General features: G+C 40.0%; 10 protein-coding genes. 2 read left to right on the top strand and 8 right to left on the bottom strand.

The features are described from left to right. The first annotated feature begins 1 nt into the window (after nucleotide 1). Both DRF57_RS10585 and DRF57_RS10580 read left to right on the top strand, forming a co-directional pair. A complete protein-coding gene (locus DRF57_RS10585) occupies nucleotides 2–1492 on the top strand; it encodes a type I restriction-modification system subunit M (protein WP_115918420.1) in 1491 nt (496 codons plus the stop codon). Continuing rightward, nucleotides 1482–3359 (top strand): restriction endonuclease subunit S, encoded by a 1878-nt coding sequence (locus DRF57_RS10580; RefSeq protein WP_115918418.1) that lies wholly within the window; start codon nucleotides 1482–1484, stop codon nucleotides 3357–3359. Before DRF57_RS10585 ends, DRF57_RS10580 begins: the two co-directional genes overlap by 11 nt. A 251-nt stretch (nucleotides 3360–3610) precedes the next feature. On the opposite strand, the gene DRF57_RS10575 is transcribed toward DRF57_RS10580, so the two are convergent. The 8 genes from DRF57_RS10575 to DRF57_RS10540 all read right to left on the bottom strand — a co-directional run bounded on the left by DRF57_RS10575 (nucleotide 3611) and on the right by DRF57_RS10540 (nucleotide 15424). Beyond that, nucleotides 3611–4570, bottom strand: coding sequence for a Fic family protein (locus DRF57_RS10575; protein WP_174772359.1), 960 nt, complete (start codon nucleotides 4568–4570; stop codon nucleotides 3611–3613). A 75-nt stretch (nucleotides 4571–4645) separates the two neighbouring features. Next, on the bottom strand, nucleotides 4646–5122 hold the full coding sequence (locus DRF57_RS10570; RefSeq protein ID WP_228450276.1) for a hypothetical protein: 477 nt from the start codon (nucleotides 5120–5122) through the stop codon (nucleotides 4646–4648). 71 nt (nucleotides 5123–5193) lie between these two features. Beyond that, a complete protein-coding gene (locus DRF57_RS10565; RefSeq protein WP_115918412.1) occupies nucleotides 5194–6447 on the bottom strand; it encodes a condensation domain-containing protein in 1254 nt (417 codons plus the stop codon). Beyond that, nucleotides 6444–7727: a condensation domain-containing protein gene (locus tag DRF57_RS10560; protein WP_115918410.1), complete on the bottom strand. Its 1284-nt coding sequence runs from the start codon at nucleotides 7725–7727 to the stop codon at nucleotides 6444–6446. The genes DRF57_RS10565 and DRF57_RS10560 overlap by 4 nt, the downstream gene beginning before the upstream one ends. A 3-nt stretch (nucleotides 7728–7730) precedes the next feature. Beyond that, the gene (locus tag DRF57_RS10555; protein ID WP_115918408.1) at nucleotides 7731–10133 is read right to left on the bottom strand and encodes a glycosyltransferase; all 2403 of its coding nucleotides are present in this window, start codon (nucleotides 10131–10133) and stop codon (nucleotides 7731–7733) included. After that, nucleotides 10126–10908 carry an alpha/beta fold hydrolase gene (locus DRF57_RS10550; protein ID WP_115918406.1) on the bottom strand — a complete coding sequence of 261 codons (783 nt, stop codon included), beginning with the start codon at nucleotides 10906–10908 and terminating at the stop codon, nucleotides 10126–10128. Before DRF57_RS10550 ends, DRF57_RS10555 begins: the two co-directional genes overlap by 8 nt. Continuing rightward, nucleotides 10899–11198 carry an acyl carrier protein gene (locus DRF57_RS10545; RefSeq protein ID WP_047486771.1) on the bottom strand — a complete coding sequence of 100 codons (300 nt, stop codon included), beginning with the start codon at nucleotides 11196–11198 and terminating at the stop codon, nucleotides 10899–10901. Before DRF57_RS10545 ends, DRF57_RS10550 begins: the two co-directional genes overlap by 10 nt. Next, a complete protein-coding gene (locus DRF57_RS10540; RefSeq protein WP_115918404.1) occupies nucleotides 11186–15424 on the bottom strand; it encodes a type I polyketide synthase in 4239 nt (1412 codons plus the stop codon). The genes DRF57_RS10545 and DRF57_RS10540 overlap by 13 nt, the downstream gene beginning before the upstream one ends. Nucleotides 15425–15433 lie beyond the last annotated feature (9 nt).

Below are 15433 nucleotides of genomic sequence, written 5' to 3'. Positions count from 1 at the left end.
TATGACGATAGCAAATTTACAATCAAGAATAGACAGAATTACAGACATTCTCCGCAGAGACGATGGAATTAGTGGGGCAATGCATTATACCGAACAAATCAGTTGGATTTTATTTTTAAAATATTTACACGATTATGAAGAAAACAAAGCATCTGATGCTTTAATTGATGGCAAACCATACGAATATATAATTGATCCCAAATATCGTTGGGATAGATGGGCTTATCCACTTAAAGAAGATGGAAAGTATGATTTGAAAGGTGCAATAGGAGGAGATGATCTTATTGATTTTGTCAATAATGATCTATTCCCTTATTTGGAAAACTTCAAATCCAATCAGCAGGATGTAAAAAGTGTAAAATATAAAATTGGTGCTGTTTTCGAGTTCATCACCAATCGAATTGCAAGCGGACATACACTAAGGGAAGTTATAGAAAATATTGCAGACCTTAATTTCCAGAGCCAAGAAGATTTATTTGAGTTAAGTATTATTTATGAAAACTTGCTTAAAGGAATGGGAAGCGATGGTGGAAATTCAGGAGAATTTTATACGCCTCGTCCTGTTATCAAGGCAATGGTTGATGTACTTGAACCTAATGTGAATGATACTATTTACGACGGAGCGGTAGGAAGTGCCGGATTCTTAATTCAGGCGTTTGATTATGTAATGCAAAAGAAAAATGAATACAGCACCACTCAGCTAAAACATATCAAAGAAGGAATGTTTTTTGGGAACGAAAAAACACCTTTAGCGTATGTGATGGGTGTGATGAATATGATTTTGCATGGTATCGAAAGTCCGAACATTTACAAACAGAATACGCTTACTCAGAATATTAGAGATTTTCAGGAGAAAGACCGTTATTCTATTATTCTCGCTAATCCTCCTTTTGGTGGTAAAGAAAAAAAGGAAGTTCAAAACAATTTTCCTATTGAAAGTAGTGCAACTGAGGTACTGTTTTTACAGCATTTTATGAAAAAATTAGCTTTGAACGGAAAAGCGGGAATTGTAATTCCGGAAGGTATCTTATTCCAAAGTAATAATGCATTTACTGCGGTAAAAAAAGACTTGTTAGATAATTTTAACATACATACAATACTAAGTTTACCGGCAGGTGTTTTTCTACCTTATAGTGGAGTAAAAACGAATGTTATCTTTTTTGAACGTAAAGGAGGAACGCAGGACGTTTGGTATTATGAAGTCAACTTAGAAAAGAAACTTACTAAGAATAAGCCTATCCAGTACGAGCATATTGCTGAATTTGTAGAACTTTATAAAACACGTGCTACGACGGAAAACTCTTGGCTCGCTACAGCTGATGAAATTAGAGAAAGAAATTACGATTTGAGTGCAAAAAACCCAGCAAAGCAAAAAGAAATAATCCATCAATCTCCAAGCGAAATCTTTGCAGACATCCAAAGCAATGATAAAAATATTAATTTGCTTTTATCTGAAATTGACAACCTAATTCAGACAGGTTATGAAGGATAAGTTACCAAAAGGTTGGGAGTGGAAGAAATTGGAAGAAGTTGGAGAAGTTATTACTGGAAATACTCCTCCTAAAAGTGTTGTTAAATATTATTTAAATGGTAATATCCCTTTTGTTAAACCTCCAAACCTTGGAAATGGTATTGTCATACAAACACAGGAGTATGTTACTGAGGAAGCATTGACTAAATCAAGATTAATCCCAAAAAATTCTGTAATGGTTTGCTGTATTGGTTCTTTGGGGAAAGTTGGTATTGCAGGCACTGATTTAATTACCAATCAACAAATTAATAGCATTAATTTTAATAATAAAATTGTTAATTATAGGTTTGGGTACTATTATGCTTTGACTTTAGAAAAGTATATGCTGGAAAATGCCAATCAGGCAGTAGTTTCAATCATCAACAAATCAACTTTTTCAAAGTATAATTTTCCTCTTCCTCCACTTTCAGAACAAAATCAAATCGTTTCGGTATTAGATAAAACTTTCGAAAAATTAGACCAAACCATTGCTTTGGTAGAAGGAAACATCCAAAAACTAAAACAACTGAACGAAAGTGTTTTGGATGAGATGTTTGAAGGAAAACACGCAAATTGGAAAACTGAGAATCTAAAAAAACTTACTTTAAAAATAGGAAGTGGTTCTACCCCAACTGGCGGACAGAACTCATACAAAGAAAGTGGAATATCTTTAATCAGAAGTTTAAATGTTCACGACTGGGGATTTAAAGAAAAAAATCTTGCATTTATAGATGAAGTTCAAGCAAAAAAATTATCAAATGTTGAAATTGAGAACAATGATATTCTTTTGAATATTACTGGTGCTTCTGTTGCAAGATGCTGTATCGTTCCTGAAAATATTTTACCTGCAAGAGTTAATCAGCACGTTTCTATTTTAAGAATAAAAAAAGAGTTATTACTCCCGAAATTTTTACATTATTCTTTGATAAGCCCATTTTACAAAAATCAACTTCTATATAATTCAAGCGGAGGAGCTACGAGAGAGGCACTAAGTAAGAATATGTTGGAAAAGTTTGAGATTAATTATCCAACGATAATCGAACAACAACGCATAGTTACATATTTAGACCAAACAACCGAGAAAAGCCAAAAACTAACCCAATACTACCAAAATAAATTAGAGGCTTTAAAAAGGCTTAAAAATAGCGTGTTGGATAGTGCGTTCAAAGGTGAGTTGAGGAGAGCTAAAGTTATTCCTATCACTCAACCTATAATTGACCCATATTTTGCAAGAACCAAGAGTTTCAATGCAAAGAAAAAAGCAGACAAACAGGCAATGGTTATTGCTCTTGCAATAGAAGCTCACGAAAAAAATGGAAAATCTTTATATAGAACAAAAGGGGAAAAAACTGTTGAGGTTATTGAAAAGCATATTGACTTAGATTTTGGAAGAGTTGCAAAGAAAATGGCTGCTGGTCCGGCTGCTTTTGAACATTTGGTAAAAGTTGTAGAACCTTTGGCAAAAGAAAAAAAATGGTTTTCTGTTCAGGAAGTAAAAGGAGACAATTATGATGGTCATAAATATATTAAAGCAGAGAATTTTAATGCATTTATGATGAGGTGTGTTCTGGATCTTAGACCTAAATTACAAGAGATCAGAAGAGTAATCGACTTATTTGCAAATATGAAGACAACTCACGAAGCTGAAGTTGTGGCTACTATATATTCAGGATGGAATAATCTCATTATTAGAAAAACTCAAATTGATGATGAGGCAATCGTAACTGAAGCTAGAGAAAACTGGCATGATTCAAAATTAAAAATTGAACGTCAAGAGTTTTTTAATGCAATTGAATGGCTGAAAAATAATAATTTGATTCCACAGGGGAATGGAAGAGAAGTAATATGACCTTTTAGAAAATTATGAAGTAATTTTAGTATTAGTAATAATATATCTATTAATCATATTTTCCCAATTGAACTGTAATAGTGTGCTTATATAAAAGCTAAAGACCTGAATGGATAACGTTCAGGTCTTTATTTTATAATAAAATATATAATTAATTTATATCTAAAATTGTTGTATTCACCCTCCTACCCATCCACCTCCTCAATCTCCACACCGGCAAATACATAAAAATCACAGATCGTATTACATCATTATTCTTTAAAGCAATATTCTGTCAACCTCTGTTCTCCGGATTTTGATAAAATACCCTGGTCAACAGCCCATTTTAGGTCTCTGCTTGCAGTGGGAGCAGAAATACTTTTGAAGTTCTGCATATAGTCTTTCCTGCTGAACTTATTTTGTTTTACTTTCTCTTTAAATAAGAAAATTCTGTCTTCTGTATACAATGTTTTATTTTGAGATTGTAAAAGTTCCTGTAAAGATTCGAGAATAATACCGAGCATAAATTCTATAAACAGGGTAGAATTTCCTTTTTTATCAGATTCGGATAAGGCATGATAATATTCAGTCTGTTTTTGCCTGATGAGGGCTTCTACAGGTAGATATTCAAATACAGGGTATTGCTGCATCAGAATTAAGGTCTGCCAGAGCCTGCCCATTCTTCCGTTACCGTCCGTAAAAGGATGTATAAATTCAAACTCATAGTGGAAGACACAGCTTTTAATTAAAATCAGGTCTTTGTCTTTTTTCAGATAAGCAAAGAGATCTTTCATCAATCCTTTTATCATGGTGCCTCCCGGTGCTACATGTTCTACTTTCGAACCTTTAATGATACCCACATTAGTGGTTCTTAGCTTACCAGGATGAGCAACCAATCCTTTCATCAGAATAGAATGTGCTTTTTCTAAGTCTTTCAGGTGATAAGGATTTAGTTTATTGATTTCTTCATACACCTGTATTGCATTCTGAACTTCAAGAATATCTTTTTGGGGAGCAATGACTCTTTTATTTTCCAGTAAAGCGGTTATCTGCTCTTCGGTAATTGTGTTCCCTTCAATTTCCAATGAAGACTGGATGGTTTTAATCCTGTTCTTTTTCCTTAATTCAGTGACAGGCTTATACAGATGTGAAGCATTGATTTCTCCTATTTTTTCAGAAATAGAAGCTACTAAAAATAAAATGGTGTCTGTAATAGTATAAGGAGGTTTCATATCTTTGATAGTATCATATGATACTATCAAAGATAGAAATTTATATTATAATCTAGGGATGTATCAAAAAATAAATTATGCATTTAAGTCCACAGCCACAGCCTGCACTCGTTTACACATCCACCTCCTCAACCTCCACACCGGCAAATACACAAAAATAACAGACAAAATCCCAGCCAGTGTTCCCACAACAACAGCCATCGCCGTAGCATCCAGCTTATAATCCTTAGAAAAATTATACTGTCCTAAAAAAAGCATAGCTAAGACCAAAGAACAGGTAATCACGCCATGCAGGATACTCAGCTTGGTCATTAGTTTTTTTATATTCAACTGTTCATCTACGGTAAACTCAATGGCACCTTGTCCGGCGGCATCGGTTACTCTTTTGATGATGTCTATGGTGAGGACAACGGGGAGAAATAGTGCCATGGGTAGGGTAAGGCGGGCCAGATTTTGTTCTCCGGAGAAAAAATGGGTGTAGCCTAATTCTTTAAAGCTGGCATAAGCGATAATGAAATTGAAGAATACATTGGGAAGGACATAATAGATCATCCGCTTTAATAAAAAGCGTTTGAGGGTGGTTTTCTTTAGTTTTTTAGGTGGTTTCGGTTTTATTTTAAATTTCATAGGGGCGAGGTCATCAGCTCGATGGCTTTATCTTTAATTTGGTGGGCTTCTTCTTTGGGAAGGAAATTTTCATTGGACATAAAGGTGAAATCCATCTGTTGGTTGTAGGTGCTGGCTACCCAGGTATTGGAATTCAGCCATGGAAATGCCACTGTAGGACTGAGGATGGTTTCCACTTTAAAATGTTTGTATTCACTTGGGATATTGATTTTCCCCATATTGGATAGGGTAACATCATGTCCGCCTTCACTGGATTTCAGCATATTGATCATCCGGTCAACGATGGGATGCATATGTTCACCCATCCACAGGAGTTCCCGGGCTTCCATCGTATTGATTTTCTGAACGAGGTCTTTTTTTATTTCCTTAGCGTTGTCCAGTATGTTCCGGCTGCCTTTTTTCAGGGAAAGTTCCACTGTGGGAGCAAAAGCAAACAGGTGGTCTTCTTTGATCTCCGGAATAAAATGGCGCACATCTACAGGACTGATCACTTTACCTTTGGCCTTTTTGCCCTGTATATCCTGGAAAGCCTGCATTACGGAAGAACATAGTAAAGCATGAACGGAAATGCCATTGGCTTTACATTTTTCAGTAATGTGTTGGGTAGTGGCAGGATCCAGTTTCCAGTGAATCGCATAGTTGTTTCCTTTGTTTCTTTTTTTACTTTTTCGCTGGATAGAAAAGAATATCCTGGCGAATAATAAGTAAAGTCTGGCTTTGTATTTTTTTCGGCCTGCATTGAAATCTGAAGGCAGAAAATCATCTACGGAATCAAATGCCTGGTAGGAGACTAGTTCAGAGGATGGATCATCCAGCAGTGTAAGGAGCTCGCGCATAAGGGTAACACCGGTGGTTCCGTCAGAAATACAATGGGGCATTACCCACATGATTTCGGAGACTCCGTTTCCTTTGATCCATACCATTCTGGCCATAGGCGCTTTTTCTTCATCAAATAAACGGAACCATTCTTTTTCGGACTCCAGCAGCCAATCCTGATCGGTCTGTCGCTCAACCATACGGAGTGGAATAGGAGTGATCTCTTTTTCTTCAGTAAAAAACGGATATTTCTCACTTTGGGTATCTACCACCACCCGTAGTAAAGGGTGTTTCTGCTGGATTTTTTCCAGAGCTATCCTGAAGTTCTCCTCCTGGAGTTCTCCATTAATCCTGGCGGTAAACACACAGTTTAAAGGGGTCTGAGGATCTACATACATGATCCTTTCCACCATCATTAGTTTTCTTTTGATCATGATACGGCGATATATTCCAGTTGTACTTTGATGATCTGCATCACCTCATCACGGATGGCCAATGCTTCGGTATAAGGAAGGTACCCTTCACTTCCCACAAAGGAAAAGTCCATTTTTCCACGGTAGGTAGAAACCACCATCGTCGTTGTATTCCCTAATGGTCCGATTACTGATGGGCTGAAAATAGTATCTACCGAAAACTCCTTATACTCATGAGGAATCTGGATGCGTCCCAGGTTGGAAAACATACAGTCATTGGATGATTTGCCGTTCTTTAAAAGCTTGGTGAAATTATTCAACGCATCATGTCCGAATTCCATCACCATCATGGTAATATAAGGGTCCAGCTTAGAGGTTTTACGTTCTACAGAAGCCTGCATCGCATGTAAATTTTCTATAAAGCTCAGCTTTTCATTAGCAGAAACCACGATCATCAGCCCAAAAGCAAAAATATGATCGTTCTTCACCTGGGTAGCAAAACGTCTGATGTCTACAGGACACGACACTTTATTGAAAGCTCCGGTTCCTTTTATTTTCTTGAATGCCTGAAGTAAAGCAGCACTTAAGAACGTGTTTACGGTAGCGCCATTGGCTTTGCAATAGGAAATCAGTTGCTGGCTTACAGTTTCATCTACTTTCCAATTGATTAAATAATCATTTTGACGATCAATAGATTTTTTACCGGTAGGGATAACCTTAATCGCTGTAGCCGCTAATCTTCCAATGAATTTGGCTTTTAATTTTTTCTTCCGGCTGTTTAAAATATGGGCAGGAACCACATCCTGAATACCTAAAATTGGGTTTTCTATTCCAATATCAGCTTTTGGATTATCCAATATTTTTAAAAACTCATAAAGGAAGGCCATTGCAGAACCACCATCGCATAAACAATGGTGGAATGCAAATAGCATGTCAGAAACGTCTTCCCCCTTAATCCAGACAAACCGGATAAGAGGCAATTTTTTAGGATCGAATAAAGTATTCCATTCCCTTTTGGATTCTTCCTGCCACTGATCTTCTCCTTTTCGGGCAATAATTCGCACCGGAATAGAGATCGGGTTTTCAGGAACATCAAACCAGGGGATATTTTTATCATCGTGAGCAATAAGGGCTCTTAGCCACGGATGTTTTTGCTGGATCTGAGCCAAAGCCTGCTGGATATCCTTTAATGCAAAGGTACCTCTGAGCCTGAAAGGGATCACCGCATTGAACGGTTCTGTTCCGTCTCCCAGTAACATTCGCTCACCAAATAATAATCTTCTTTTAATAGGTTGGTTCATAGGCTATACGGACGCTAATGTGGAATGTTCCTGTACAAAGTTTTCCAGCAATTCTACCGCTTTATCATTACCTCCGGCAAGATTAAACGTATTTTGAACTTCCTGAGCGGCAGCTCTGTATTTAGGGTTTTCCAGTAATTCAAAAACAGTTTCACGAAGAGCTTCTACACGCAGTCTCTTGTATCGGATGCTGATTCCGCAGCCCGCCTGTTCGATTAATTTGGCGATATGAAAATGATCATAAGCAATAGGCGTAATCAGCATAGGCAGTCCGTTTCTGAATGTATCGTTAACGGTATTGAAACCACCATGGCAGATCACCATATCCATTTGCTGCATGACCGCTGATTGAGGGACGAAACTGTTCACAATAAAGTTTGATGGCCATTCTTCAAAGATCTCCGGTGGAGTAGCCGCAATCACCGTAACCGGCTGGTCAGCAAATGCAGCAATAATCTTTTCAAAGAAAGCTTTTCTGATGTCCACTAATAAGGTACCTAAGGATACAAAGATCTTTGGGGTAGTAGAAGCATTCAGCTTATCCCAGTCAAAAGGAGCATCATTGGGACGGCCTTTTACCGGACCTACAAATTTCATATGAGACGGAACGGTTTCAAAACCGGCAAAAGCCTGTGAAGTAAACACCATATTTAATTTATGAGAATGGATATAAATCCCTTCCTCATGGATACCTACTTCTTTCTGAAGGTCCTTGATCAGGTTTTGTTGCCATTCCCAGATTTTTGGGGCGGACTTTTCCGTGTCTCCCATCACATCCGGTGGAACAGGGGTTGTGGTGACACAGGGGATATTATGTTTATGAGCGAAAAGGGCTCCTCCAAAACTAATACAGTCGTTCACGATGACATCAGGTTTCCAGCTTTCTGTAAGGCGGGTTAATCCCGGCATCATCATCTTGGCAAACGGGACATAGGTTTCTTCCAGTGCCAGTTTCATCACTTCAGGTCCGGAACATGCCGGTCCGTCGTCCTGTCTTTTTAAAATACGGGCGATTTCATCCTGATACGGAATAAGGTCTTCTTCAGGATAATAATAAGAACCTCCTTCCGGAATATGTTTGCTGTCTAAAGGGGTAATCCCAAACCATTTTACTTCATGACCACGCGCAATCAGACTCGCTCCTACACTTAAAGTAGGGCTGACATGTCCGAAAAATGGAGGGACAACAAATAAGAATTTAGACGGTTTCTCAGGTTTTGAAGCCCTTAATATAGCTTTTTCCAATAAATCTGCTGCAGTCGCTGAACCTCCCGCTTCCACAAAAGACTGTCCCACTTTTTGGGCGGCTTCCCGGTAGCCTGGATTATGTAAAATCTGATGGACGGCATCTCTCAGGTGGTTGGCTTTGAATCGGTTGAAGTTAAGACGTTCCCCTGCTTCTGTACGCACAACGCGTCCTGCCACATGTGACTGGTCGTAAGCGATAGGAATGACTACCAAAGGAATACCATTGGATAGCGTTTCGGAAACGGTATTGTGACCGCCATGGCAAACCACACCATCCAGATGAGGTAAGAGATCCAATTGAGGAACCTGCTGATACACCATAAAGTTTTCAGGCCACTGCCCGAAAAGTTGCGGATCGGAAACCACTACAACCGTTAAATCTTCATCTTTAAAAGCATCAATAACCTTTTGGAAGAATGCTTTTTTATGATCGTGATCGAAAGTAGTTCCGATGCTTACTAAAATCTTTTTGTTGGTAGCGCTTTTTAATCTGTCCCAATCGAATTCACAAGAGATACGGCGCTCTGTAAGAACCGGACCTGTAAATTGATATTGAGAAGGTAGATCCTCCATGTCACCAAAGAAATAAGTGGAGGTCAAAACAAGGGTCAACAGGTCAGAAGTAGCCAGGGAACGCTCTTCATTAACGCCAAGTTCTTTCTGTAAATCGATGATCTGATTCACTTCCCATTCGTGTACCTTGGGCAGCTCATTCATGATTTTAATGGCAGCCGGAGCAGTAACAGAAGTGGCATAAGGAATTCCCAGTGCCTTTGCAGCAATAGGTGCCGCAAAAAGCTGATGGTCTCCGATAATCAAATCAGGTTGGTATGTTTTAAGTAAGGCCACGATACCTTTATAACAATGTCTGTTTAGAGGAATAAGGACATCTTCGTAAAGAAACTTGATGCTGTCTATTCCGTAGACTACTTTTTTTGAAATAATATCAAGATATTGTTCGCTCTCTTTCTTTTCTTCGTCAGACTGATCGTATTGGATCAGTAATAATTCTCCTCCTGCAGGAAGCTTAGCCTCCAAACTAGGGTCAAGGCTGATCCAGGCCACCTCATGTCCTCTTTCCAGCAACGTAGCCCCGATGCTTAGGGTTGGATTGACGTGCCCGGTCAATGGTGGAACTATAAATGCAAATTTAGCCATGGTTTTGTGTTAAAATTTTAGATAAAAAATGAACGATAGTTTCTGCGATGAGATGAGGTTCCTGTATCGGGATATTATGATCACCGGGAATCAATTCAAGCTCTGAAGTGCTGATCTGTGTCTGCAACCATTCTCCTGTAGGCCTGCAGTTGGACTCCGCACCATACACTAATAAGGTGGGAACCGCCAGTTCGGTAAGGGATGCCTCACCAAGAAAATGTTTTTCCTTGATCATATCTGCCTTAATGCTGGTCTGGTTAAACAGAAACTCATACATACGATGGTTTTTTTCCATCTGTCTTTTCCCCATCTGTACTTTGGTGGTATCCGTAAAATTGGCTACATAATGCTCAAGAAACTCTTTGCTGTACTCATCAATAATATTACGTGCCTTTTCGTCCTGAGGATCCGGTGCTTCCATAACGGCCATCTGGTTGATGCGATTCGGATATTCTAATGCTGTTTTCAAAGCGATAAGACCGCCGAAACTGTAGCCTATCAAATGTACTTTTTCCAACTGAAGATGATCTATTAAACTAATCAGATCGGATGACATGGTATTGAGATCATATCCGTTGAGAAAACGCTCACTCATGCCGTGGCTTTTCAAATCGTACATCACTACATGGAAGTGCTTTGCCAGGATAGGGGCAATATTAAAATAATAAATGGACAGGTTGCTGAACATCCCGTGGATCAGCACCACGGTTTGTTCGGCATCTTTGTTGAGTTCCTGTATATGAACTTGCCTGTTATTGACAGTGATTATTGGCATTCGTAGATATAATTGATGATCATACTAAGGTCAAGATTGATCAGCTGGTCTAAGTCCATAGAAGACAGCCAACCGGTAAAATCAATCTGATCGCCAAAATGCGCTTTGATTTTTTCAGAAAAAGAGACAATTTCTATGCTGTCCATTTCCAAATCCTTGGTGAATGAACTTTCAGGAGTGATGTCCATTTCTTCTACAAATTCTGCGCCTATCACTTCAGTAATAAAACCTTTTAAAAGAGTAAATAGTTCTTCGTGGTTCAATTTTAATGTTGGGTTTACAGTGTCCATCCGATAATATAATTTTGATGTTTAATAGTTTTGATTTCAATAGTGTTGATCCACAAGTGATCATCTTTTATAAGTTCGACTTCGAAGGCCTTAGGATTTCCTTTCAGTCCTGTACCCAGGAACTTTCCGTATGCTTCCTTGGCTACCCAGAAACGGGTCGTCCATTCTGCCTGATCTCTGTCTTTTAATAATGCTAATTCCTTTTCGGTAAATACCATGTCGTAGAATCCGGAGCTGCGCTCTTCAATGAGCTCCATATCAATTCCTACCGATTTTCCATACCGTGCTATTCCTACTGCGTCTTTTCCTTTATGAGCCAGTGAAATATGAATGTTTTCTGTAAAATCACTGATGAGGTAAGGTTTCCCCACTTCATCGGAACGGATTTCAAAGGTAATCGGGAAGCAGGCATGATCTTTTTCCTTGCGAAGAAGATTCCTTACGGCATCTTTTACTGCTACGCGGCTTACCATCCAGTTTTTCTTTTTGTTAGGCAATAGCTGTTGCTGAAATTGTTTTTCCGTTTGGTTGAAATATCTTTTGAGGATAAAATCCCACGAAGCCACTCTGGTATACGCCTGGTGGAAAAAGAATACTTCAGGGGCAATTTCCTCCGAAAGACGGTTATGCAGTGGTGACATGGAAACATTCCATAACGCAGCATCGATTTCCAATCTTCTGTTTTGCCAGCCGGTGATGGCACACCAAACTTTTCCGTCTCTTGTAAGGACGATATTGGCTGTTGCAAATTCATCATTAAGCTCGGTAAGCATACAGGTACATTCGAAAATACCTTCCTGGTCATGCATATCGCCAAAGAATTCAATATCTCTGATCTTCACCGGAAATGCAATACGGTCTTTCACTAATGTAAGCTGCAGCCAAAGTCCGAATAGCTGTCCTGCATTGTCCAGTAAAGAGCCTTTACCACCATTTCCTTTGATCTTTCCTACAATACCTTTAGTTCCTACTGATGAAATTTCAGTAATCCCCTGATATTTTTCTCCGTGGAACATATGCATATCATAAATTTCTTCAGGAGTTCTTTCGATAGGTAAAAGATCACCTACGGAAAGGTTGAAGTCAGGGGTAGGTACCGGAGATGATTTTAAAATCACTTCTGCATTCGCAAAATTCTCGATATCCAGGTAAGCGTGGTGAGATGAACGCCATTCTCCCTGTACTGTTTTTTCAAAAGGCTTGGCTACATTCATCCACTGGAAAACACTTACATTCATAATTTTATGAACCAGTGTTCCCGGAATTTCTGCTTCAGCAATTTCTGCCAGCTGCTCAAAAATCATAGTCATCGGGATGACCGGTTCCATATCAGCGACATGAGCCCATCCTTTAGGCTGTCTCAATAAACTGTGATCGATAAGATAAGGATGACTTTCCAGGGTAACATACAGATCTTTTGAGAAATGGGTACTTCTTGGTGCTTTAGCAGCTACAGGAGCTGGACGCTGGATAGTAATTTCCGGGCGGTTCTGGAAAAGGGTTAGCACTTCTTCCTGCATACGGATCATATCTGCAACATTGTCCTGGAAGGCCTGTACAAGTGGATGACCGCTTTTTGTAGCAATAGGCGAAGAAGTATATTGTTTGGAAGCTTCAAAAGAAGGAACCAGGCTTTTAATTTCTTTGAAATTACGGATAATAGGTGACCCCAATTCCAGTTTGATTCCTTTTCCTGATGGTTTTTTTGTATGATTCTGAATCTCCAGAAAGTCAAGGGCAATCGTCTTTCCTTCCACAAATAATGAAGCTACTACACGCTGCAGCTGAGCCAGTGCAGATCGGGTAGGAACACTGGAAGCGATGGTACTGAATGCTTTTCCTTTTAAGGTATCATCAATGAAACCGATCAGTCCTCCGGTACCCACCTGGATAAAGAATCTTGCTCCTTCCTCGTAAAGTCTGTCTGTCAGTTCACGGAAACGAACCGGCTGAACAAGATGCTCAGCGCTCAGCTTTCTGATGGCTGCCTGATCGGCCGGATAAGGTTCCAGCGTTGTTGCAGACCATAACGGGATCTTGGTCTGTTGGAACTCTGCTTTTTCCATTCCGGCAAGGATCACATCCAGTTTATCAGCGATAAAAGGAGAGTGGAATCCGGACTGGAACGGCAGGATCTGGTGGAAGATCTGTTTTGATTTTAATACCGGAACCAACTCATCCAGTGCTGCATTGCTGCCGCAAAGGATCACCTGATTAGGGCAGTTGTCATTGGATACGTATAGATTCTGGATTTGCTCAATAAGAGGTGAAACGGCATCAATACCGGCTCCGAGAGCAATAAATTTAGAATCTTTTAATTCAAAGGTTTCAGGATTCAATACATCGATTAGAGCTTTTACAGAATTGGCTTCTGCTAATTCTGAGGAATAACCTGCCAGCCATTCTCCCAAGCTGTGTCCTGCATTCATATCCGGGATGATTCCCAGCTTTTTCAATGAATGATCAAGGATACTGTAGTTGTTGAAAATGTTTAAGGCATCGGTTAAAAGACCTTCCCCTTCGGTTTCTATAGGAGCTGATAAACCGAAATAACGGCTTACAGTATCTACTTCACCTTTGGCCAGACCATCTAAGCCCGGGAATACAAAGGCCACTTTTCCGCCATCTTTTAATAATGGGGCAGAGGTATACCAAATATCCTGTTTGTTTCTCCAGGTGATGTTCTTGGAGACTATTTTAAGTGCTTTTTCTATTCTTGCAGGGGTTGGATCGAATATCGCCACCCTGAAATTTCCTTCGCCTACTGTGCTGTCATTATTTTGTAATGCAGCAAGTAATTCTTCGTGGGTAGGTCTTGCCAATAGCAGTACATTGTCTTTCTTCGGCATATCATAGCCTTCAAGAACAACATGTGCATTGATTCCTCCGAATCCGAAAGCATTCACTGCGGCTACTTTTGGCAGCCCTGTTTTTGACCAGTTTTTTGCTTCCTGAACAGGTTCGAATCTTGTGTTCTGCATATCTGCAGTCGGATTCTCACAATATAATGTAGGAGGCAGAGTATCATGATGTAATGCAAGGCAGGTTTTAATCAGTCCTGCGATTCCTGCAGCCGGCATGGCATGCCCGATATTGGACTTTACAGATCCTATACCTGCCATAGGAGCAGTCTCTTCTTTTCCAAAGAATTGCGCTAAGGTCTGAAGCTCTGTTTTGTCTCCAAGTGGAGTTCCTGTACCATGGGCTTCAAGGTAACCAATCTGCTTTTCATCCAGTTCTGCGTGGTTCCAGGCCTGTTCCAGTGCTTTCAGCTGACCTTTCACAGATGGACTCATCACACTGGTTCCGTTACCGTCACTACTTACACCTACTCCTTTAATGACCGCATAGATTTTATCCTGATCACGTACCGCATCTTCCAGTCTTTTTAAGACAACGAAACCACAGCCTTCACCGATCAGTAGCCCGTCAGCATCACTACTGAACGGTTTGATTTGCTGTTGATGCGACATCGCTCCCAACTGAGCAAAAATACTCCAGAAAGCAGCATTTTGCCCGGTGTGTACTCCTCCTGCGATCATCATATCCGAACGTCCCCGCTGAAGTTCCTGTACGGCATGATCCACCGCAATTAAAGCGCTGGCACAGGCAGCATCCACCGTAAAGGCAGCCCCGCCCAAATTGAAGCGGTTGGCCACCAGTGAAGCGACAAGGTTGGGAATTAATCCCATGGCGGTATCCGCCGCAAAACGTCCTTTGCGTTCCTGGAAAGCGTGTTTTACTTTTTCAATATCCGCAGAAGATACCTGAGGCAATAGCTCCTGCAGTAACGAAGAGATTTGTTCTCCGGTTCTTACAATTTCGATGGCACGGGTAGCTCCAGGACCGGTATAGTTTCCTTTACCGATGATAATTCCTGTTTTTTCAAGGGAAGCCTTTTTTTGAAAGACCCCTGCATCCTGCAATGCTTTCTGAACTAAATCAAGGGTTAACAAATGATCAGGTTCTGTTCCTTCCACAGCCAATGGCAAAATACCAAATGCCGTAGGATCGAATTCATAGTCAGGAATAAATCCCCCACGCTGACAATAAAAGCGGTCAACAGGGCTTGTGGCATCACTAAAGTGAACCGGATCTATCCTGTCAGCCGGAGCCAATTGGGTAGAGTCTACTTTATTGACAATATTCTGCCAAAAAGTGTTGGCGTCCTGTGCCCCCGGAAAGACACAAGACAGACCAATTACAGCAACATCCGTTTTTTTCATACTTAGTTT

Origin of the sequence: Chryseobacterium rhizosphaerae (assembly GCF_003385455.1) — a bacterium.
GTDB classification, from domain to species: domain Bacteria; phylum Bacteroidota; class Bacteroidia; order Flavobacteriales; family Weeksellaceae; genus Chryseobacterium; species Chryseobacterium rhizosphaerae.
This window is presented reverse-complemented; position numbering and strand designations above follow the sequence as displayed.

Bases quoted from the DNA above. Each gene is read 5' to 3' on its own strand.
- DRF57_RS10585 (WP_115918420.1), top strand. From the start codon at position 2: ATGACGATAGCAAATTTACAATCAAGAATAGACAGAATTACAGACATT.
- DRF57_RS10580 (WP_115918418.1), top strand. From the start codon at position 1,482: ATGAAGGATAAGTTACCAAAAGGTTGGGAGTGGAAGAAATTGGAAGAA.
- DRF57_RS10575 (WP_174772359.1), bottom strand. From the start codon at position 4,570: ATGAAACCTCCTTATACTATTACAGACACCATTTTATTTTTAGTAGCT.
- DRF57_RS10570 (WP_228450276.1), bottom strand. From the start codon at position 5,122: ATGATCTATTATGTCCTTCCCAATGTATTCTTCAATTTCATTATCGCT.
- DRF57_RS10565 (WP_115918412.1), bottom strand. From the start codon at position 6,447: ATGATCAAAAGAAAACTAATGATGGTGGAAAGGATCATGTATGTAGAT.
- DRF57_RS10560 (WP_115918410.1), bottom strand. From the start codon at position 7,727: ATGAACCAACCTATTAAAAGAAGATTATTATTTGGTGAGCGAATGTTA.
- DRF57_RS10555 (WP_115918408.1), bottom strand. From the start codon at position 10,133: ATGGCTAAATTTGCATTTATAGTTCCACCATTGACCGGGCACGTCAAT.
- DRF57_RS10550 (WP_115918406.1), bottom strand. From the start codon at position 10,908: ATGCCAATAATCACTGTCAATAACAGGCAAGTTCATATACAGGAACTC.
- DRF57_RS10545 (WP_047486771.1), bottom strand. From the start codon at position 11,198: ATGGACACTGTAAACCCAACATTAAAATTGAACCACGAAGAACTATTT.
- DRF57_RS10540 (WP_115918404.1), bottom strand. From the start codon at position 15,424: ATGAAAAAAACGGATGTTGCTGTAATTGGTCTGTCTTGTGTCTTTCCG.